Raw genomic sequence first — 19557 nt, 5'->3', positions numbered from 1 at the left:
CTTCAAACACCCCGTGCGTGGACGGATAAGTAATCATCAACGCCCCAAGTTTATCCGAGTGCTGTTCGCACTTGGCTTTTAAATCGTCAATGTCCACATTGCCGTTTTCGTCTGTGGCAACCACCACCACTTGCATTCCCATCATCTGGGCGGTGGCAGGGTTGGTGCCGTGAGCCGAACGAGGGATTAGGCAGACCGTGCGGTCATTGTTGCCGTTTGCTTCGTGATAACGGCGAATGGCAAGAAGTCCTGCATATTCACCGCTTGCCCCAGAGTTTGGTTGCATACTGATTTCATCAAAGCCTGTGATTGCCTTTAACTGCTCTTGTAGGCTGGCTATCATTTCAATGTAGCCTTTGGTGTCTTCACTTGGGGCAAATGGGTGTACATTTGCAAACTCATTCCAAGTAATCGGCAACATCTCGCTGGTGGCGTTTAGCTTCATCGTACAAGAGCCAAGCGAAATCATTGAGCGGTTCATCGCCAAATCTTTGTCTTCCAAAGATTTTAAGTAGCGTAACATCTGATGTTCGGTGTGGTAACTGTTAAAGGTGGGGTGCGTCAAAATGTCGTCCGTACGGTTTAATCCGCCAAGCACATTTTCTACTTTGTCAAGATTGCCAGTTACGCCAAAAATTTCACACAGCTCATTAAATTCTTTCTCATCGGTCAATTCGTGGAACGATACACCGACCAAGTCGCCTTTGTGGAACAGATTATACCCTTTTGATTTTGCAAGTTTGACAAGCTCGCTTGCCTTGTCGGTTTTGACCGTTACCGTGTCAAAAAACACATCACTAACAGGCGTAAACTCACCTTTGATGGCATTATAAAACGCCACCGCCAAAGCGTGAATACGACTGGCAATGCGTTTTAGCCCTGTCGCCCCGTGATAGACGGCGTACATACCAGCAAGGTTGGCAAGCAGGACTTGTGAAGTACAAATGTTAGAATTTGCCTTTTCACGGCGAATGTGCTGTTCACGGGTTTGCAGAGCCATTCTTAGAGCCGTGCCACCTTGTGCGTCTTTACTGACACCGATGATGCGTCCAGGGGCGGAGCGTTTGTCTTTGTCTTTAAAGGCAAAATAGGCAGCGTGTGGACCCCCAAAGCCCATCGGAATGCCAAAACGCTGAGTGCTACCTAAGGCAATGTCCGCTCCCATTTCGGCAGGGGATTTTAATAGCACAAGGCTCATAATGTCGCTTGCAACAATGGCATAAGCCCCTTTGGCTTTGACGGCACTGATGACATTGGTCAAATCCACGACATCGCCGTCTTTGCCAACATATTGGAAAAACGCCCCAAAGAACTCGCCAGTTTTGGCGGTCTCAAAGTCGCCCACCACGACCTCAAAGCCAAAATATTTGGCACGAGTGTGAATCACATCAAGGGTTTGTGGGTAGGTACGGCTGTCCACAAAAAAGGCATTGGATTTAGATTTACTGCACCGCTGTGCCATTGCCATTGCTTCGGCGGCTGCCGTGGCTTCGTCAAGCAATGACGCACCTGCCAAGTCCATTCCTGTCAAGTCAATGCACACTTGTTGGAAATTTAGCAAGGCTTCCAAACGCCCTTGGGCAATCTCGGCTTGATAAGGGGTGTAGGCGGTGTACCAGCCGGGGTTTTCTAGCACATTTCTTTGAATCACGGCAGGCAGACGGGCAGGGGAGTAGCCTTGACCGATGTAGCTTTTGGCAACGGTGATGTTGTCCGCCATTTGACGAAGTTTGGCAAGGGCGTTATGCTCACTCATCGCAGGAGGCAAATCAAGGGCTTTGTTTAAACGCACCGACTGTGGCACGACAGAGTCCACAAATTCGTCCAAAGTTTTTGCCCCCACCGCAGTCAGTAGGGCTTGTTCTTCATCGGTGCTATTGCCCAGATGACGATGAACAAAGGCATTTTCGTAAAATAAATCGGAAAAGGTGTTAAATGACATAAGTTATCCTTTTAGGGTTGAGATTTAAAAATAAAAGGGGATTTTAAGTTAATTTACACAATTTGGATTGCTAGTACAAGCCCACAAAAATCCTCCTATGTATGCACCACCACTTAAAAGTTGAATGGGTGAAGTTACAATATCAGTTGCAATCGCTAATGGCATCAATAAGGCTCTTGTGAAAGTGTGATTACCCCTAACGGTAATTGAGATTGGATAATTGCCTTGTAATGGGGTTAGGGTTTGTTTTGGTGTGTATTTATCGTGCATTTGGCTGTTAAATCGCATTATGCAACTTTTTGCACTGTTATTATTGATATTGGTGCAATATTTATCCAATAAAATGGCTTCATCGTGATTAAAGTTTCGCCCTTGTGTATCATATTCAAAGTGAAATGATACGGTTGTTAATTGTTTTTGGGCAGTTAATTGAATGGGGCTTGCCTTGATAAATTTTGGATTTAGTGTTTTTGCAAGCCATTCCAAATCTTCGGTATCTTGCCCCCAAATCCTGTAACTATAATTATCGCCCAAAATAATAAGTTCATCAGAATTTCTTTGACCATTCACAACAGGATTAACAATATATCTAATATTGTCATTTAAGGTTTTAAGTTCTTTATTGGTAGTCATTGAATAAACCGCGCCTGATACACAGCCTTGTAATATCATTGCAGTCATTGAGATTAAGCAGACGGTTTTTGTAAATTTTGAGAATGACATAAATTATTCCTTAATTTAAGGTTGGGTTAAATTTAATTGAAAATACTATTTTTAAAAATGCTATTTTAAATTAAATTTAAATCAAGTTTGGGGCAAGGTACATACCATGCACCAATTTTAACAATCATTCCAAAACGGTGCGTAATACGCACCTTGCCATAAAACCAATAGCGTAAGCCCAAATTGAACTTACGCCATTTTTTATTACAGACTGCTTTCGTATTCGTCTGCACTCATTAGGCTGTCATAATCGGCAGGGTTGGCGGGCTTGACTTTAAAGAACCATGCTTTGCCATAAGGGTCTTCATTAACCCATTCTGGATTGTCCACAAATTCTTCATTGATTTCAACGATTTCGCCTGCGATTGGGGCATAGACATCGCTTGCTGCTTTGACAGACTCAACAACAGCCACTTCTTCGTCTTTTTCTACAACACGACCCACTTCTGGCAATTCCACAAATACCACATCGCCAAGCAAATCTTGGGCGTGGTCGGTAATGCCAACGGTAATCGTGCCGTCTGCTTCAAGGCGTAACCATTCGTGGCTGGCTACATATTTCAATTCGCTGGGAATGTTACTCATAAAAAACTCCGTTAGGGTTGGGGTTAAAGATTATTCTAATGGATAATCTTTGCAATATTTTGGTAAAACTTCATCAAAATAAGGCAAAAGTTCGCTATCCAATTCTTTTTCAATATAAAAACCATTAAAAGGCTCTTTCCAATAAATCGGTTGCCAATTTTCAGCTATTTTAATTCCACAATCATTAAATAAAACATTGCTATTATCAATCGCTAATTGTACGGTTTCTTTGTTTGTTGCATAAAAGAAAGTCAATTCTTTATCATTGATAAATTGGCTACCGTATTCAAAATACAAATTCCAATCAATCAAAAATTCACTTTCCCAAAATTCACCGCCTTTTGACGTTAATCCAATATATTCATCTTTGTTAATTTGAATATATCCACTATCTCCTAAATAATTCAAACTTTCCAATTTCTCAGAAAAACTTGGATTGTCTATATTCAAATTTAAACTTTCTACAAAATCATCAGATAAAATTGCCGATTGCGAAATTCGCATATTATGCAATAAATGAATGATTGTTAAATTTAAATTATTCATCTAAAAGCAGTTATTTGTTTTGGAAAAGCCACCCAAAAGTATTTGCGACAAGCAAAACTTTTGGGTGTTGTCTATCAATCAAACTGCTTTTTACCATTTCTAACAAATGGCAATTTTAGCACTCGCACTTCCACTTCCTTGCCACGCATAATCACTTTTGCTGTATCGCCATTAAAATCAGCAGGGACACGAGCAATGGCGATGGATTGATTTAGACTTGGGCTAAATACACCACTTGTGGTAATGCCATTGCCACTGTCGGTAACCACTTCCATTCCCGCACGCATTACGCCTTTTTCTTCCAAAAGCAGTCCGACTTGTTTGGCTTTAACACCTGCCGACTTTAACGCCATAAGTGCCGATTTGCCAATAAACTCACGGGCATCGTTTTTTAAATCCACCGTCCAGCCCATACCTGCTTCAAGCGGGCTGACATCGTCCGTCATATCGTTGCCATATAGGTTCATACCCGCTTCCATTCTTAGGGTATCTCTTGCCCCAAGACCGCAAGGTTGGACGCCTGCTTTGGCTAAGTCGTTAAAGAACGCCACCGCTTCTCCTGCTGGCATTACCACTTCCACGCCGTCCTCGCCTGTGTAGCCTGTACGAGCGACAAACCAATCATTGCCTAAGTCCACGCCTACAAAGGGTTTTAGGGCGTTTACTTTTTCCGCCCATTCAGGCTTGACGGTCAGCATTTTTTCAACCGCTTTTGGACCTTGGACGGCAAGCATTGCAAGCTCATAACGGGGGGTAAGGGTTACGCCAAATTCTGCTCCCACTTTGGCAAAATGAGCCGTGTCTTTTTCACGGGTTGCTCCGTTTGAGACGATACGGTAGGTTTTTTCATCCTCGCTGGTACGATAAACAATCAAATCATCAATCACGCCACCTTGTTCGTTTAGCATACCAGAATACAAGGCTTTGCCGACAAAACCAAGTTTGGCAACATCGTTGGCGAGCAGTTTTTGAAAAAAGGCTTTGGCGTTGTCGCCTGTCACATCGGTAACAAGCATATGTGAGACATCAAACATACCTGCGTCTGTGCGGACGGCTTCGTGTTCGGCGATTTGTGAGCCATAATTGACAGGCAATTCCCAACCACCAAAATCCACAAGTTTGCCATTGTGAGCGGTGTGGGCGTCAAATAGGGGGGTGCGTTGCAAAGTAGACATGATTTATCCTTAAAAAGTGCTTATAAAACAATAAATTAAAATTATTTTGTTAAATTTAAATAACCGTGTAGGGGTGTTGTACACGCCCATCAACAAAGTCAAATTTAACCATGTTAAGCACCCATCTGTCCTGTTACCTGAGATTTTCAATGACTTACTGTCATTTTTTTCCCTTCGGTGAACGCATGTCGTTCTCTCCAGATTTGTTTTGATAAATCATTGATTTATCTTAATTTTCAGTCCTTTTACCTGAGCGATTATGGGAGTGATTTACGCCTTCGGTGCTGATGTCATGGGATTTATCAATCATATGACAGGATAAAATCCACCCACAAATCAGTCTCTCCTGAAAATTTAAACACCCCTATTATGAAAAAAAATGCTACAATTTACAAGCAAAATTTTTATGATTTTGTAAAATAATTCGCTAAGTTAAGTTTTTTAAAAGTTAAGCTGAGTAAACCATGCATTGTGATGTCTATAAATTCCCCAAAAGCCCCGATTGGTACGTCTACATCGCCCGCCCCCACTACCCTGACGACACAAACGAACTCAAAGATTGGCTTGGGGTGCTACCCAGCGAAATGCGTGCTAAACTAGGCATGAGCCAGTTCGTCATGCACCTAGATTTGTCCGCCCGAGACAAACTCGCCCAAGCGGACATTAACACCGTCAAAGCCCGCCTTGCCGAACAAGGCTACTATGTCCAAGCTCCGCCCAGCGACGTGCTACTTGCCCAAGCCCTAAACCGAGCAAAAGACAGTCAAGATAAAAAATATGATTGATTGAAAACTTGGCAAACATGTGAAGTTTTTGCAAAATTGTGCTAGAATGGGCGATTATTTTTGTGATTGATGATTATGGATTGGTTAAAAGACCTTATAAAGAGCTTGCCACTTGAAACCATCAGTGAGTACGTTGCTGAACTTGTGATTTGGTGGTCAAACTTTGTCAAAGATGTGCCAGATAATGATTTGCCATTTTTGGCGTATGTTGGTGCGTCTGTGTTGGTATTGGTGTTGCTTATTTTTGTGGTAAGAGTGTTGCCTCGTCCGTTGGGTGGTATGCTGTGGGCGTTGGCGGTAGCAGTACTTTTGACGCCAGGGGATACGCTGACAGGTTCAGGGCAAATCGCCCCAGCCATCGCTGGCGTGGCTCACAGCGTGTTGATGGGCGACATGGCGACGGCAGTGGGTATGTTTTTGCCGATTTTGATGGTGTTTGCTGTTTTGCTTATGGTGGGTGCCATCTGGCAGGTGCTACGTGGCGTGATTGAGATTAATATCATTAAAGCCAAAGAAAAAGCACGCCTAAAAGAAGAAAAAAAGCTCCTTGAACAAGCCCAAGAAAACCCACAAAACTAAAAATAGGCTTTTCTTTCTTGAATTTTTCGTGTATAATGCCGAGCTTTGTTAAATGACTGAAATTAAAAGTTCGTCAATTTTCAATCTCCTTGCTGTCATGACCTGATGGCTGTTTTAATCCGTAGGGAGTCCTTATGAGACATTATGAAGTGGTACTGCTGGTACATCCAGACCAAAGTAACCAAGTTGCCGACATGGTAACCAAATACCGCACTATCGTAGAAGATAATGGTGGTACTAACCATCGCCTAGAAGACTGGGGTCGCCGTCAATTGGCTTACCCAATCAACAAAGTTCACAAAGCACACTATGTTCTACTAAACATTGAGTGTAATGATGCAACTTTGGCACAACTAGAAGAGTTGTTCAAATACAATGATGCGATTATTCGTAGCTTGATTATCCGCCGTGAAAGTGCGATTACTGAGCAATCTCCTTTGGCAAAAGAAGCCGAAGATAAACGCACTCGTAAAGCCAACCGTCGTAACGACATTCGTAGCACTGAAAGCGAAAATGTCGCTACCGAAAGCGAATAATATTTAAGGAGATAACTCATGGCACGTTTTTATCGTCGTCGTAAATTCTGTCGTTTTACCGCAGAGGGCATTACCCATATCGATTATAAAGATGTAGAGCTCTTGAAGCAATACATCAGCGAAAATGGCAAAATTACCCCTAGCCGTATCACTGGTACTTCCACCAAATATCAACGTCAGTTGGCTGTTGCCATCAAACAAGCTCGTTATTTGGCTCTATTGCCATATACCGACAACCACAAGTAATTAACGGAGAAAAATCATGCAAGTTATTCTATTACAGCGTGTCGTTAATCTTGGTAAACTTGGCGAAGTCGTTGATGTAAAAGCAGGTTACGGTCGTAACTACCTAATTCCACAAGGTAAAGCACTACCAGCCAACGAAGCAAACATTGCTAAGTTTGAAGCTCGCCGTGCTGAACTTGAAGCCATCGAAGCCAAAGAATTGGCAGATGCCAAAGCTCGTGCTGAGGCATTGACTGATGTGAATGTTATCATGCGTGCCAAAGCTGGCGATGAAGGTAAACTGTTTGGTTCTATCGGTACTCGTGATATTGCTGACGCTTTGACCGCTTCTGGCTTGCCAGTAGACCGTGCCGAAGTTAAATTGCCAGAAGGCACACTTCGTCAAGTGGGTGAGTACAAAGTTACCATTCAGCTACACCACGACATCACTGCTGACATTGTTGTTACCATTTTGTCGGAAGATGGCGAAGTTAAAGCTGATGAAGATGATGAATAATTCTCGATAATCTTTATCAGAAAAACCCTTGATGAGTAAATCAAGGGTTTTTTTGTGTTTGATGTTTGTGGGGCTGGACTTTCGTTATAATTTCTTTGGGGTAAATAATCCGCTTAAAGCACTTACTGTCAAAACTGCTTTAAGCGGATTTGGTATGCAAAAACATTAAGCCAAAGTCGCCCCTGCCACCATGCTATCAGGCAGTAGCACGACGGTTAATTGCCCGTCTTTTTCGGCAGATAAAATCATGCCCTCGCTAATGCCAAATTTCATCTTACGAGGAGCAAGGTTGGTTACACAAATTACGGTTTTGCCTTGTAGCTCTTCGGGCGAATAAAACTTGGCAATACCGCTAAATACATTACGGGTTTTGTCTTCACCAACATCAAGGGTGAATTGTAAAAGTTTATCCGCACCTTCTACTTTACTGCATTCTAGGACTTTGGCAACTTTCATTTGGACTTTGGCAAAATCATCAATACCGATGAAGTTGTCGGTTGAATTGGTATTTTCCACAGTCTTGCTCTCTTTTTTGCTGGATTTTTTATCGGTTTTTTCGGCAGTTTGCAAATCTTCTTTGGAATCATCAACCATTGCCTGTACCTTTTTGGGGTCAACCCGTTGCATAAGTGGGGTAAATTCATGAATGGAATGCGTCAAAACATCAAAACGAGCATTAAAATCAAAATTCGCCACATTCAAAAATGCTTGGGATTGTTTTGCCAAAGTCGGTAATACAGGTGCTAGATAAACCATGATTTTATGAAATAGGTTTAATCCCACCGAACAAATGTCTTGGACTTCTTTGCTGTTGGGATTTTCTTTTGCCAATGCCCACGGTTTTTTCTCATCGATGTATTGGTTGGCAATGTCCGCCAAAGCCATGATTTCACGAATGGCGGTGCCAAATTCACGGTTTTCATAATGTTTGATGATGTCATCGCCTTTGGCAATAAAGCTATTGACCAACTCACTCTCTACACAAGTGTCAGAAAGTTTATTGTCAAATTGGGTGTTGATAAATTTGGCACAGCGACTGGCGATATTCACTACTTTGCCCACCAAATCCGAATTGACTTTTAAGACAAAATCATCAAGATTTAAATCTGAATCTTCTACTTTGTCGGACAGTTTGGAGGCAAAATAATAACGCAAATATTCAGGATTTAAATGTTTTAAATAAGTTTCGGCTTTGATGAATGTGCCACGAGATTTACTCATTTTTTCGCCATTGACGGTCAAAAAGCCATTGACAAATAATGAGGTGGGCGTGCGATAATTTGCCCCGTGAAGCATGGCGGGCCAAAATAGGGCGTGGAAATAGACAATGTCTTTGCCAATAAAATGATACACTTCTTTATCAGAATCTTTTTTCCAATAATTATCAAAGCAAATCTCAGGGCGGTGGGCTTTGATATAATTTTCAAAACTTGCCATATAGCCAATCGGGGCATCTACCCATACATAAAAATATTTGTCTTCGGTATTGGGGATTTTAAAACCAAAATAAGGCTTATCACGGCTAATGTCCCAATTAGACAGACCAGCCTCAAACCATTCGTCCAATTTGTTGGCGATAGAGACGGGTAGTCGTCCTTGGTCTCGTGTCCATGTTTGCAAAAATTCAGCGAAGTTTGGCAAATTGAAAAAATAATGGTCGGACTCTTTGAGGATAGGCGTTGCCCCGCTTAGGGTGGAATAGGGGTTTAGTAGCTCGGTGGCGTTGTAGGTTGTGCCACATTTTTCGCAAGCGTCGCCATATTGGTTGTCTGCTTTGCATTTTGGGCAAGTACCTTTGACAAAACGGTCAGATAGGAACATTTGTTTTTGGGGGTCAAAAAGCTGACTGACAGGGCGAATGCTGATGTTGCCTGCATTGAAGTTGGCAAGGTAAATCTCTTCGCTACGCTTACGGTTGGTGTCCGAATGTGTGCTGTCATAGTGGTCAAAGGCAACATTAAAGCCAGCAAAATCACGCTCATGTTCGGCTTGGACTTTTTTGATTTGCTCTTCGGGACTAATGCCGTTCGCTTCGGCTCGTAGCATGATCGCTGTGCCGTGTGCGTCATCAGCACAGACATAAATCACATCATGACCCGCCGACCGCATGGCACGCACCCAGATGTCGGCTTGGATATAGCCAAGTAGATGTCCCATGTGGATTGAGCCGTTGGCATAGGGTAGGGCGTTGGTTACGAGAATTTGGCGTTTGGCTGTCATGGTATTACCTTAATGAGTATAAATACTTGCTATTATAGCCTAAAATCACTCATAACACCACGATAAAGCAGGGGAGAGAAACGCTAAATTGAGGCATGTCATCATCAAGGGAGTGAACACGCCCCATGAGGTTATACAAATTTTAAATGACCGCCTTTTTTGGGTGGCTCATCGTCATCATCACTGTCGTCATTTTTGGTGTCATCAAATTCATAACCATCATATTCATGAGGATCAAAGAAGCAACCTTCGCTGGGTTCTTCTTTGGCATAAATACCAATGACGGCTTGTATGGGTACCCAAATATCTTTTGAAACTCCGCCGAAACGCCCCTTAAAGGATAGACCGTCGTTGGCGATGGTAAGGTTGTGAGTGGCTTGATAGGAGATGGCGAGGACTAATTTGCCATCATTGGCGTACTCGGTAGGGGCGAGCAACTGGGGGTGGGTTGCATCTACCATCAGGTATGGTGTGAAGTCATTATCACTTAGCCATTCGTGCATGGCTCGGATAAGGTAAGGGCGTTTTGGAGGCAACATGGGTTTATCCTTTTTGATGTGTTGTAGCGACTTATTTTACTATATTTATGCAAATATTTGTATCGGCTTTTATCACGATAAAGTTTATGGCTTGCGATGAGATTGCTGTTTTATGGGCGTTTGGTCGCTTAGGGTTCATCTTGATAAATGGGTGGTTTGATGAGCGTTTTTTGAAAGCTCGGTCGCAGGGATAATCTGGCATGATAATTTAGAAGTGACTGACATGGCTTGGGAGGGAGATGAATGTCAAGCTGTGGCAGACGATGAAGTAGGGGTAATATCAGCACATCACACCACCCAAAGGTGTCTTGCATGAAATATTCGTGCTTGGCAAACAGCGGCGAGAGAGTGATAAATAAGTCAGTTAGGGTTTTTTTGGCGTGCTGTGCCTGTGTCTGATCCATGCTGTCAGGGTGTGTCATTAAAACTCGCCCCAGCGAAAGCCAGTCTTGATGAAGTCGCCATGCCAATTGGCGTGTTTTGGCTCTCTCATCGGGCATGGTGGGCAGAAGTTTATTTGCTCCATATCGCTCCTCTAAGTACTCAAAAATAACCGTCAATTCATACAAAGTAACGTCTCTTCCCACTAAAATAGGAAGAGTGGCGTAGGGATTTAATTCGGCAAGATATTCAGGGCGGTCATCGGGCAGATAAATAAAGCGGTAATCAAGAGTCTTTTCTTCTAGCAAAAACCGCACCACATGACTGTCATAACCATCATCGCCGTAGAGTAGGAATTGGCTTGGAAGTAGGGTGGGTGGCATAGCAATACATCAGATAAATCGTTAGTGTAGCAAAATTTTGGCGGTTTGTCTGTATTAATCACGATAAAACAACAAAGCCGACCATCGGTTGATAATCGGCTTTGGGGCTTGCGATGTTATTTGACATCTTTCCAGAATTCTTTATTAAGAAGATAAACTGGAATGAGTAAAACAAGCAAAAATAACAGTACAAACGCACCATAAACTTTGCGTTCGTGGCGTACTGGTTCTGCCATCCATGCCATGAAATTTACAAGGTCGCCAATACGAGCTTCATACTCTTCTTTACCAAGTTCCTGTTGCATATTATGCAAAACGTGTGGCATGGCAGCGTTGGCAAGCACTAGGTTGTTAGAACCCCACGGACGGCTTGGGTCTTCGTAGAATGACAATAGGTAGGTATATACCCAGTCATCGCCACGCAGACGAGTTTCTAGCGACAGATCTGGTGGTGCTGCACCAAACCATGTTGCTTGCGTATCTGCATCAATCTCAGCAGTAACATGGTCGCCGATTTGAGTGGTAGTTACCATGAGGTACTTTTCCATAAGCTCTGGTGGGATATCCAAATCTTTGGCGATACGTGAATGACGCACATACTGAGCGGTATGGCAACCTACGCAGTAGTTCATAAAAGTCTGAGCACCACGTTGTAGCGAACCTTTATTGGTAACATCAATAGGAGCTTTGCTACATTCTAGGGTAACCTTAGTGCCGTCAGCTTCTGTGTATTCGCCACAGCCATGACCGCCAGCGGCCAGTGCTAAGGAGCTTGTCATCACACCGCCAACAAATAATAGACCAGCGACAAGTGTGTTTAGGTTAAAAGCTTTCATTAATGACCTCCTGTAACACGTTCTGGTGGCTGCTTGCACGTTTCCATAGATGTATAAAATGGCATTAGGATAAAGTACAAGAAGTATAAGATGGTGCAGATACGAGCCACGAAAGTTGCTGTGGTTGATGAGGCGATACCACCCAAATAACCCAAGGTTAGGAAGCTGATAACAAAAATAACCAAAGCGATTTTTGAAAGTGTGCCTTTATAGCGAATGGACTTCACAGGTGAGCGGTCAAGCCAAGGTAGAACAAACAAGATTGCAATCGCACCACCCATCACAATGACGCCAGGTAAGGCAGAGCCAAACATCGATGGTGTTGCACGAAGCATGGCATAAAACGGCATGTAGTACCAAACAGGAGCAATGTGTGCAGGGGTTTTTAGAGCATTAGCAACTTCAAAGTTTGGTTTTTCTAGGAAGTAACCACCACCTTCTGGTACAAAGAATACCACTGCAAAGAAGCAGATAAAGAACACCACGATACCAACCATGTCATGCACAGTATAGTAGGGGTGGAAAGGTACGCCGTCTAGTGGTACGCCGTTTTTGTCTTTGAGTTTTTTAATTTCAATGCCGTCAGGGTTGTTGGAGCCGACATGATGCAAGGCAACTAAGTGCATGAATACTAAGCCTACAAGCACCAAAGGAATGGCAACAACGTGCAGGGCAAAGAAACGGTTTAGAGTAATGCCTGAGATGATGTAGTCACCTTTTACCCATTCAGCAAGTCCATCGCCAATAAATGGAATGGCGGCAGGCAGGTTCAAAATAACCTGAGCACCCCAAAATGACATGTTACCCCAAGGAAGTAGATAGCCAAAGAAACCCTCTGCCATGAGGCATAGGTAAATTGCCATACCGATGATCCAAACAAGCTCACGAGGCTTCTTGTATGAGCCATACATGAGACCACGGAACATGTGTAGGTAGACCACCACAAAGAATGCCGATGCACCAGTAGAGTGCATGTAGCGAATGAGCCAGCCTCCTTTGACATCACGCATGATGTATTCTAAGGAAGCAAACGCACCCTCAGCACTAGGGTTGAACATCATGGTTAGCCAAATGCCTGTAACAAGCTGGTTGACAAGCACCACCATAGACAGTACGCCAAAGAAATACCAAAAGTTGAAATTCTTTGGTGCATAGTACTTTGACATGTGGTATTCGTAGGTTTCTGTCGCAGGAAAGCGAGCATCTACCCAACTCATGAATTTTTTAGCAATACTCATATTATGCCTCCCCAACAGTCAAGATAGTATCTTCAATCTTGTAGATAGGTACAGGTAGGTTCAAAGGTGCAGGCATGCTACTATAAACACGACCTGACAAATCATACATCGAACCGTGGCAAGGACAGAAGAAACCACCCATCCAGTCTGCACCACCTAAATCTGCCGCACCTATCTCAGGACGAAACATTGGGGCACAGCCTAAATGCGTGCAAACGCCCTCAACCACCAAAATTTCTGGTTTGATGGAACGAGTTTCATTTTTGCAGTTTTCAGGCTGGACAGACCCATTAGATTCTGGGTCGGCAAGTTTTGGGGTAACTTTGCTTAAATTTGCAATCATCTCTTCGGTGCGTTTCACCACAAAGATGGGCTTACCACGATATTTTAGGGTGATCATTTGTCCATTTTCGATACTGCTGATGTCTTGAACAACAGCTGCACCAGCAGCTTCTGCCTTAGCACTTGGGTACCAAGAACGTACAAATGGGGTGGCTATCGCACCGACGCCAACTGCACCAACAGCAGCGGTGGACGCAATCAGGACTCTACGGCGTTTAATATTCACGCCTTCGGCATGGCTCATTAAAACTTCCTCCAGAAAATGATGGGGGCTTATCCCATACTGGGTGTGTGGCTATAACAAAACAGTTTCATCATAAAGACCACATTTGCTGTGCCTATTTTTCTAACATGACTATTTTAAGCTATTTTTGTAATAAAATAAATTGTTCTTTTGCAAAGTTGTAAAAAAATCCTTAAAAATTATCGTGAATTTACAAAAAAAGTTGAAAATTGTATAAAATTTATGCAAACCAAACTAAATTTATCAGATTTATTTGTTATTTTTTTGTAAATTTGTGCGGTCAATCATGTCGGATTTTTGGTGTTAAAATTAATTTTTTTTAAGAATATTTCTCAATAATAAATCCAATAATGACAGTTGTGGTTTGTCCAAATAAAAATCAATTGCCATGCATAATTATGTGCATAAAAAAACTCCCGAATAAACGAGAGTTTTTTGCAAGACGTAAAATTAACGTTTTGAGAATTGTGGACGACGACGTGCTTTGCGTAGACCCAATTTTTTACGTTCAACTTCACGAGCATCACGAGTAACAAAACCAGCTGCTTTTAGTGCAGGTTTTAGGGTTTCGTCAGACTCAATCAAGGCACGAGTAATACCATGACGGATTGCACCCGCTTGACCGCTTGCACCACCACCAGTTACGGTAATGTAAAGGTCGTACTTGTCAGCAGATTCTAGTAGTTCTAGGGGCTGACGTACCACCATGCGAGAAGTTTCACGACCAAAGTATTCGTCTAGGCTTTTGCCGTTGATGACGATGTTGCCAGTGCCTTTTGATAGGAAGACACGAGCGGTAGAAGTCTTACGACGACCTGTTCCGTAATTCTTTTCCATGTGTATCTCCTTAGATGTCTAGCACTTTTGGTTGTTGGGCGGTATGTGGGTGTTCAGTACCTGCATATAACTTCAACTTCTTAATCATGGCATAGCCAAGAGGACCTTTTGGTAGCATGCCTTTAACGGCTTTGTATAGCACGTCTTCTGGTTTGTGAGCCAAAAGCTTGGTAAAGTTAGTTTCTTTGATACCACCTGGATAACCAGTGTGGCGATAGTATTTTTTGTCTTGGGCTTTTTTGCCGGTAACAGCCACTTTATCGGCGTTGATAACGATGATGTAATCGCCAGTATCAACGTGAGGAGTGTAAGATGGCTTGTGTTTACCACGCAAACGAGATGCGATTTCGCTTGCTAGGCGACCCAGTGTTTTACCTTCAGCGTCCACGACATACCAGTCATGTACAACGTCAGCGGGTTTGGCGCTAATAGTAGTAGTCATATAAAACCTATTTAGTTACGTTTGAGAGTTTACAAATAAAAAAATACCGTAAGGCATTGATTTTATTTGTGTTATGAGTTGGGGAAACGAAGGGCTCTCAAAAACAGCGGTCATTATAGCTAAAATTTTGGCAAATGGCAAGTATTTTTGGGAATTGGTTGTGATAACTTTGAGGGTAAATTTTAGTCGGTCATGGTCTTGCAATAAAAGCATCTTAGTTTTTGGTGTGAGATATTTTAGAATTTAACGAATTTTTGCAAAATAACAGCAAGAAATGGTAAGATAGGGGGAGTTTGATTCATTTAAGGAGTATGTATAATGAGTGATGGCCGTATTTCTAACTCTCAATTTTCACAAGATGATGGCAAAAATGCGATAAGCATCGAAAATCAAGCCATGCAAAGCGTGCTAGGGCAAGTGCCCGCACCGACTGATTTGCATTGTATCGGTCAGGTGGTTGATGAGATGAAAGCGTTTACATCAAAATGCTACATCAACCGTGACCTATCCACGCTCCGCTTTCAACTTCGGGTACTGGCTCAGGCAACCAACCCTCGATATCCTTTGCTTGAACGCATGTTCTTTTTGACGATTTTTTCATCAAACATGGATGAGTTTTTTGAAATTCGGGTGGCAGGACTGATTCAAAAAATGAAAAATGGCGATGTGTCCAGCAGTCTGGACGGACGCAAACCGTCTGAACTGCTTGATGAAATCAGCCAAGTGGCTCACCGTGCGGTTGAGGAGCAGTATCGCATTTTAAATGACCACATTTTACCCGAGCTTGCCACGCATGACATTCGCTATCTTAAACGCCATGAGCTGACCCCAGCCCAAAAAGCATGGATGAAAACCTACTTTTTTGAGCAAGTCATGCCCGTGCTGACCCCCATTAGCATTGACCCTGCTCACCCTTTTCCACGCCTTGTTAACAAATCCCTAAACTTCATCGTCAGCCTAGAAGGCAAAGACGCGTTTGGGCGAGATTTGTCGCTTGCCATTGTCCCTGCCCCACGCTCTCTGCCTCGTGTGATACGTCTGCCTGATGAACTGACAGACGGCAAAGAACACCACATCATGCTCTCTGCGGTGATTCATGAGCATGTGGGCGAGCTGTTTTTGGGCATGAAAGTCAAAGGCTGTCATCAGTTTCGCCTCACTCGTAACGCCGACCTTGACTTATCTGATGACGTGGACGACATCGCCAAAGCGTTGGAGGGCGAGCTTGGCAACCGCCGTTTTGGCGACAAGGTTCGCCTAGAAGTTACCACCAATTGCCCCAAAGAGCTGTATGAGCTGTTGTTAAAAGAATTCGGGTTAAATGAAAGTCAGCTTTACCGTGTCAATGGTCCTGTCAACCTCACTCGTATGTTGACGAGTTTTGACAAACCTGAGCTTAAATTTACCCCCTTTAACCACGCCACCCCCAAAGTATTTTTGGGTAAAGAAAGCATGTTTGATGTGATTGGTCGCTCAGACGTACTCGTTCATCACCCATTTTCTGCCTTTAATCCTGTGGTTAATATGCTTTGGCAAGCAGGGACTGACCCTGATGTCCTTGCCATCAAACAAACCATTTACCGCTCAGGGGTAAACTCCGACATCGTCAAAGCGCTCGCCCAAGCCGCCAGAAACGGCAAAGAAGTGACCGCCGTCATTGAACTTCGTGCCAGATTTGACGAGGAGAGCAACATCGCCGTTGCTAACATGCTCCAAGATGCGGGGGCAATCGTGGTTTATGGGGTGGTCGGCTACAAAACCCACGCCAAACTCATGCTCATCGTCCGCCGTGAAAACGGCAAAATCCGCCGTTATGCTCATCTGGGGACGGGCAACTACCACGCTGGCAACGCCAAAGCCTATACCGACTACGGGCTGTTTACCGCTCATGAGGAGATGTGTGCGGACGTGGCAGGCGTGTTCGGTCAACTCACAGGCATGGGCAGACCACTTCCGTCTCGGCAAATCATGCACGCTCCTTTTACGCTCCATGACGGCTTGGTCGCACTCATTGACCAAGAAATCCGCCACGCCCAAGCAGGCAAAAAAGCACGCATCATCCTAAAATGCAATGCCGTTACCGAGCGTGGTATCATCAACAAACTCTACGAAGCCAGCCAAGCAGGGGTAGAGATTGATTTGATTGTCCGCTCCATTTGTTGTTTGCGTCCGCAGGTCAAAGGCCTATCCGAAAACATCAAAGTACGCTCTATCGTGGGGCGGTTTTTGGAGCATACTCGGGTCTATTATTTTTATAATGACGGCGATGAAAAACTCTACTGTTCTAGTGCTGACCTCATGGACAGAAACCTACTACACCGTGTGGAAGTGGCGTATCCGATTTTGGATAAGGCATTATTCGCCCAAATCTATGAGGACGGACTCATCAACTACCTAAGCGACAACGTACAAGCGTGGGAGCTAGACGGTCGTGGCGAATGGCACCAAGCAACGCAAGGCAAGACCATTCATGACGCACAGGCGATATTGCTTGATAAAATCTGTGGGGAGGTGCGATGAGTTGTCCGTGTGGCTCACAGCGTGATTATGGGGAATGTTGTGAGCCTTTGCACGCCATGACCGCTTTACCAGAGAGTGCCGAGCAGTTGATGCGGTCTCGCTTTGCCTCTTTTTATCTTAAAAAGGTGGATTATATCATCGCCACCACCGTCCCTGTTCAGCAGGATTTACTGGATAAATCCGCTTTGCAGGCGTGGGCGGATACGATGAACTGGACACATTTGACGGTCATCAGCCACAATAAAGTCGGCAAACGCCACGCCCAAGTGCATTTTAAAGCGTATTTTGACAATGACGGACAACAAGGCATCCATGACGAACGTTCCGCCTTTGTCAAAGTGGGCGAACGCTGGTATTTTTTAGACCCTACTTTACCTGTCAATTTAACAGGCAAACAGCCTTGTCTGTGCGGTAGTCATGAAAAATTTAAGGCGTGCTGTGGGCGGTTTTTGGCTTAGGTGGGTTTTGTATCAAAAAGGGTGTATAATATACCCTTTTTATTTTACTTATTTATTATGAAATACATCATCAAAGTCCACCCCGAAATCATGATGAAAAGCGACACCGTGCGTCGTCGTTTTATCAAAGTATTGGCAGGTAATTTACGCCAAATTTTAAAAGCCGTTGACCCCTCGACGGTGGTTGTGCAATCTTGGGATTATATTGAAATTCGCCACAAAAACAGCGAGTACAATAAGGCGATGATTGACAAATTGCAATGCACCTCAGGCATTCATCATATTTTGGAAGTGGAGGAGTCGCCCTTTACCGATTTGCACGACATTTTTACCCAAACCCTACCCAAAGTCAAAGACGACATCGCAGGCAAGACTTTTTGTGTGCGTGTCAAACGCCGTGGCATACACCCATTTAGCTCTATGGAAGTGGCTCAGTATGTTGGGGGTGGACTTAACCAAGCGGTTGAGACTGCCAAAGTTCAGCTCAAAAACCCCGACATCACCGTCAAAATCGAAATCGAAAATGACAAAATGCTCTTTGTTAAGGCTCGCCATGAGGGCATGGGCGGTTTTCCGATGAGTACCCAAGAGGATGTACTATCGCTTATCTCGGGCGGATTTGATTCAGGCGTGGCAAGCCATGAGTTCATCAGACGAGGTAGCCGTGTGCATTATTTGTTTTTTAACATGGGAGGTAAAACGCACGAAATTGGCACCAAGCAAATGGCATATCAGCTTTGGGAGCGGTACAGTAGTTCACACAAAGTGCGTTTTACGACGGTGGATTTTGAGCCTGTGGTCGCTGAAATTTTAACAAACATCGATGACGGTCAAATGGGTGTCGTCCTAAAACGCATGATGATGCGAGTGGCGAGTGTCATCGCTCAAAAAAACCGCATTGAAGCAATTGTTACAGGCGAAGCCTTAGGACAAGTTGCCAGCCAAACTTTAACCAACCTTGCGATGATAGACAAAGCCAGCGATGTGCTCGTGCTACGCCCACTTATCGCTAAGGACAAAGCCGATATTATTGCCACCGCCGAACGCATTGGCACGGCAGACATCGCCAAATCCATGCCTGAGTTTTGTGGGGTGATTTCAAAATCGCCCACCGTCAAAGCAGTGGAGCACAAACTCATCGCCACCGAAAGTGCGTTTAATTTTGAGGTGCTACAACACGCCATTGACACCGCCACCACCATTGACATCAGAGACATCAAACATCAAGCCACCGACACGCACGCCATTGAGACGGTCGGTGTGGTGGGTGATGATGATGTGGTAATTGACATTCGCTCGCTAGACGAGGTGGACAACGACCCACTTGACATCGCCCACATTCATGTGCCTTTTTATAAACTAGGTAGCGAATTTGACAAACTAGACAAAGCCAAAACCTACCTACTTTACTGCAAAAAAGGCGTGATGAGCGGTTTACAAGCCGTTTATCTCAAAGATAAAGGCTTTGACAATGTGAAAATTTTTAAAAGGTAGATATGGTAGC

21 protein-coding genes and 2 riboswitches are annotated in these 19557 nt (G+C 43.8%); of the genes, 8 read left to right on the top strand and 13 right to left on the bottom strand.

Annotated features, from left to right (window positions below):
• The 5 genes from gcvP to gcvT all read right to left on the bottom strand — a co-directional run.
• Positions 1-1942, bottom strand: a 1942-nt coding sequence (gene gcvP, locus Q4B79_RS05815) for an aminomethyl-transferring glycine dehydrogenase (RefSeq protein WP_303085485.1), incomplete at its 3' end; no start/stop codon positions are given.
• A 48-nt stretch (positions 1943-1990) separates the two neighbouring features.
• Positions 1991-2665 (bottom strand): hypothetical protein, encoded by a 675-nt coding sequence (locus Q4B79_RS05810; RefSeq protein WP_303085484.1) that lies wholly within the window; start codon positions 2663-2665, stop codon positions 1991-1993.
• 204 nt (positions 2666-2869) lie between these two features.
• Positions 2870-3250 carry a glycine cleavage system protein GcvH gene (gcvH, locus tag Q4B79_RS05805; protein ID WP_303085483.1) on the bottom strand — a complete coding sequence of 127 codons (381 nt, stop codon included), beginning with the start codon at positions 3248-3250 and terminating at the stop codon, positions 2870-2872.
• A gap of 30 nt (positions 3251-3280) precedes the next feature.
• Positions 3281-3796: a hypothetical protein gene (locus Q4B79_RS05800; protein ID WP_303085482.1), complete on the bottom strand. Its 516-nt coding sequence runs from the start codon at positions 3794-3796 to the stop codon at positions 3281-3283.
• A 74-nt stretch (positions 3797-3870) separates the two neighbouring features.
• Complete coding sequence (gene gcvT / locus Q4B79_RS05795) at positions 3871-4971, bottom strand: glycine cleavage system aminomethyltransferase GcvT (RefSeq protein ID WP_303085481.1); 1101 nt, start codon at positions 4969-4971, stop codon at positions 3871-3873.
• A 115-nt stretch (positions 4972-5086) separates the two neighbouring features.
• Positions 5087-5182: riboswitch (glycine riboswitch) on the bottom strand.
• Between the two features lie 16 nt (positions 5183-5198).
• Positions 5199-5330, bottom strand: a riboswitch (glycine riboswitch).
• Positions 5331-5435: 105 nt separating this feature from the next.
• On the opposite strand from gcvT, the gene Q4B79_RS05790 reads away from it, so the two are divergent.
• The 5 genes from Q4B79_RS05790 to rplI all read left to right on the top strand — a co-directional run bounded on the left by Q4B79_RS05790 (position 5436) and on the right by rplI (position 7613).
• The gene (locus Q4B79_RS05790) at positions 5436-5756 is read left to right on the top strand and encodes a YcgL domain-containing protein (RefSeq protein WP_303085480.1); all 321 of its coding nucleotides are present in this window, start codon (positions 5436-5438) and stop codon (positions 5754-5756) included.
• A 75-nt stretch (positions 5757-5831) separates the two neighbouring features.
• On the top strand, positions 5832-6335 hold the full coding sequence (locus tag Q4B79_RS05785) for a hypothetical protein (protein ID WP_303085479.1): 504 nt from the start codon (positions 5832-5834) through the stop codon (positions 6333-6335).
• A 134-nt stretch (positions 6336-6469) separates the two neighbouring features.
• Complete coding sequence (gene rpsF, locus Q4B79_RS05780; protein WP_303085478.1) at positions 6470-6871, top strand: 30S ribosomal protein S6; 402 nt, start codon at positions 6470-6472, stop codon at positions 6869-6871.
• Positions 6872-6889: 18 nt separating this feature from the next.
• Complete coding sequence (rpsR, locus tag Q4B79_RS05775) at positions 6890-7117, top strand: 30S ribosomal protein S18 (RefSeq protein WP_003657491.1); 228 nt, start codon at positions 6890-6892, stop codon at positions 7115-7117.
• Positions 7118-7133: 16 nt separating this feature from the next.
• Positions 7134-7613: a 50S ribosomal protein L9 gene (rplI, locus tag Q4B79_RS05770; RefSeq protein ID WP_303085477.1), complete on the top strand. Its 480-nt coding sequence runs from the start codon at positions 7134-7136 to the stop codon at positions 7611-7613.
• Positions 7614-7778: 165 nt separating this feature from the next.
• Here rplI and metG read toward each other — a convergent pair whose 3' ends face one another.
• The 8 genes from metG to rplM form a co-directional block, all read right to left on the bottom strand.
• Complete coding sequence (metG, locus tag Q4B79_RS05765; protein WP_303085476.1) at positions 7779-9833, bottom strand: methionine--tRNA ligase; 2055 nt, start codon at positions 9831-9833, stop codon at positions 7779-7781.
• A 131-nt stretch (positions 9834-9964) separates the two neighbouring features.
• Entirely contained in the window at positions 9965-10372 is a 408-nt protein-coding gene (locus Q4B79_RS05760) for a ClpXP protease specificity-enhancing factor (RefSeq protein ID WP_303085475.1), read from the bottom strand.
• A 128-nt stretch (positions 10373-10500) separates the two neighbouring features.
• Positions 10501-11136, bottom strand: a complete 636-nt coding sequence (locus tag Q4B79_RS05755; protein WP_303085474.1) for a glutathione S-transferase N-terminal domain-containing protein — start codon at positions 11134-11136, stop codon at positions 10501-10503.
• Positions 11137-11252: 116 nt separating this feature from the next.
• On the bottom strand, positions 11253-11915 hold the full coding sequence (locus Q4B79_RS05750) for a cytochrome c1 (RefSeq protein WP_303085488.1): 663 nt from the start codon (positions 11913-11915) through the stop codon (positions 11253-11255).
• Positions 11916-11971: 56 nt separating this feature from the next.
• Positions 11972-13189, bottom strand: coding sequence for a cytochrome bc complex cytochrome b subunit (locus tag Q4B79_RS05745; RefSeq protein ID WP_303085487.1), 1218 nt, complete (start codon positions 13187-13189; stop codon positions 11972-11974).
• 22 nt (positions 13190-13211) lie between these two features.
• Positions 13212-13796, bottom strand: a complete 585-nt coding sequence (gene petA, locus Q4B79_RS05740; protein ID WP_303085473.1) for a ubiquinol-cytochrome c reductase iron-sulfur subunit — start codon at positions 13794-13796, stop codon at positions 13212-13214.
• Positions 13797-14246: 450 nt separating this feature from the next.
• The gene (gene rpsI, locus Q4B79_RS05735) at positions 14247-14633 is read right to left on the bottom strand and encodes a 30S ribosomal protein S9 (protein ID WP_303085472.1); all 387 of its coding nucleotides are present in this window, start codon (positions 14631-14633) and stop codon (positions 14247-14249) included.
• Between the two features lie 10 nt (positions 14634-14643).
• On the bottom strand, positions 14644-15075 hold the full coding sequence (gene rplM / locus Q4B79_RS05730) for a 50S ribosomal protein L13 (protein WP_303085471.1): 432 nt from the start codon (positions 15073-15075) through the stop codon (positions 14644-14646).
• Between the two features lie 318 nt (positions 15076-15393).
• Between rplM and ppk1 the strand changes: the two genes are divergently transcribed.
• Genes ppk1 through thiI form a run of 3 tightly spaced genes read left to right on the top strand, consistent with a single transcriptional unit; the run spans position 15394 to position 19547 of the window.
• Entirely contained in the window at positions 15394-17595 is a 2202-nt protein-coding gene (gene ppk1, locus Q4B79_RS05725) for a polyphosphate kinase 1 (protein ID WP_303085470.1), read from the top strand.
• Positions 17592-18053 carry a YchJ family protein gene (locus Q4B79_RS05720; RefSeq protein WP_303085469.1) on the top strand — a complete coding sequence of 154 codons (462 nt, stop codon included), beginning with the start codon at positions 17592-17594 and terminating at the stop codon, positions 18051-18053. The genes ppk1 and Q4B79_RS05720 overlap by 4 nt, the downstream gene beginning before the upstream one ends.
• A 57-nt stretch (positions 18054-18110) precedes the next feature.
• Positions 18111-19547, top strand: a complete 1437-nt coding sequence (gene thiI, locus Q4B79_RS05715; RefSeq protein ID WP_303085468.1) for a tRNA uracil 4-sulfurtransferase ThiI — start codon at positions 18111-18113, stop codon at positions 19545-19547.
• The last annotated feature ends 10 nt before the right edge of the window (positions 19548-19557 follow it).

The organism is Moraxella sp. (assembly GCF_030525845.1).
Taxonomy (GTDB): domain Bacteria; phylum Pseudomonadota; class Gammaproteobacteria; order Pseudomonadales; family Moraxellaceae; genus Moraxella.
Note: the sequence above shows the minus strand (reverse complement) of the source record. Positions and strands in the feature narration are given on the sequence as shown.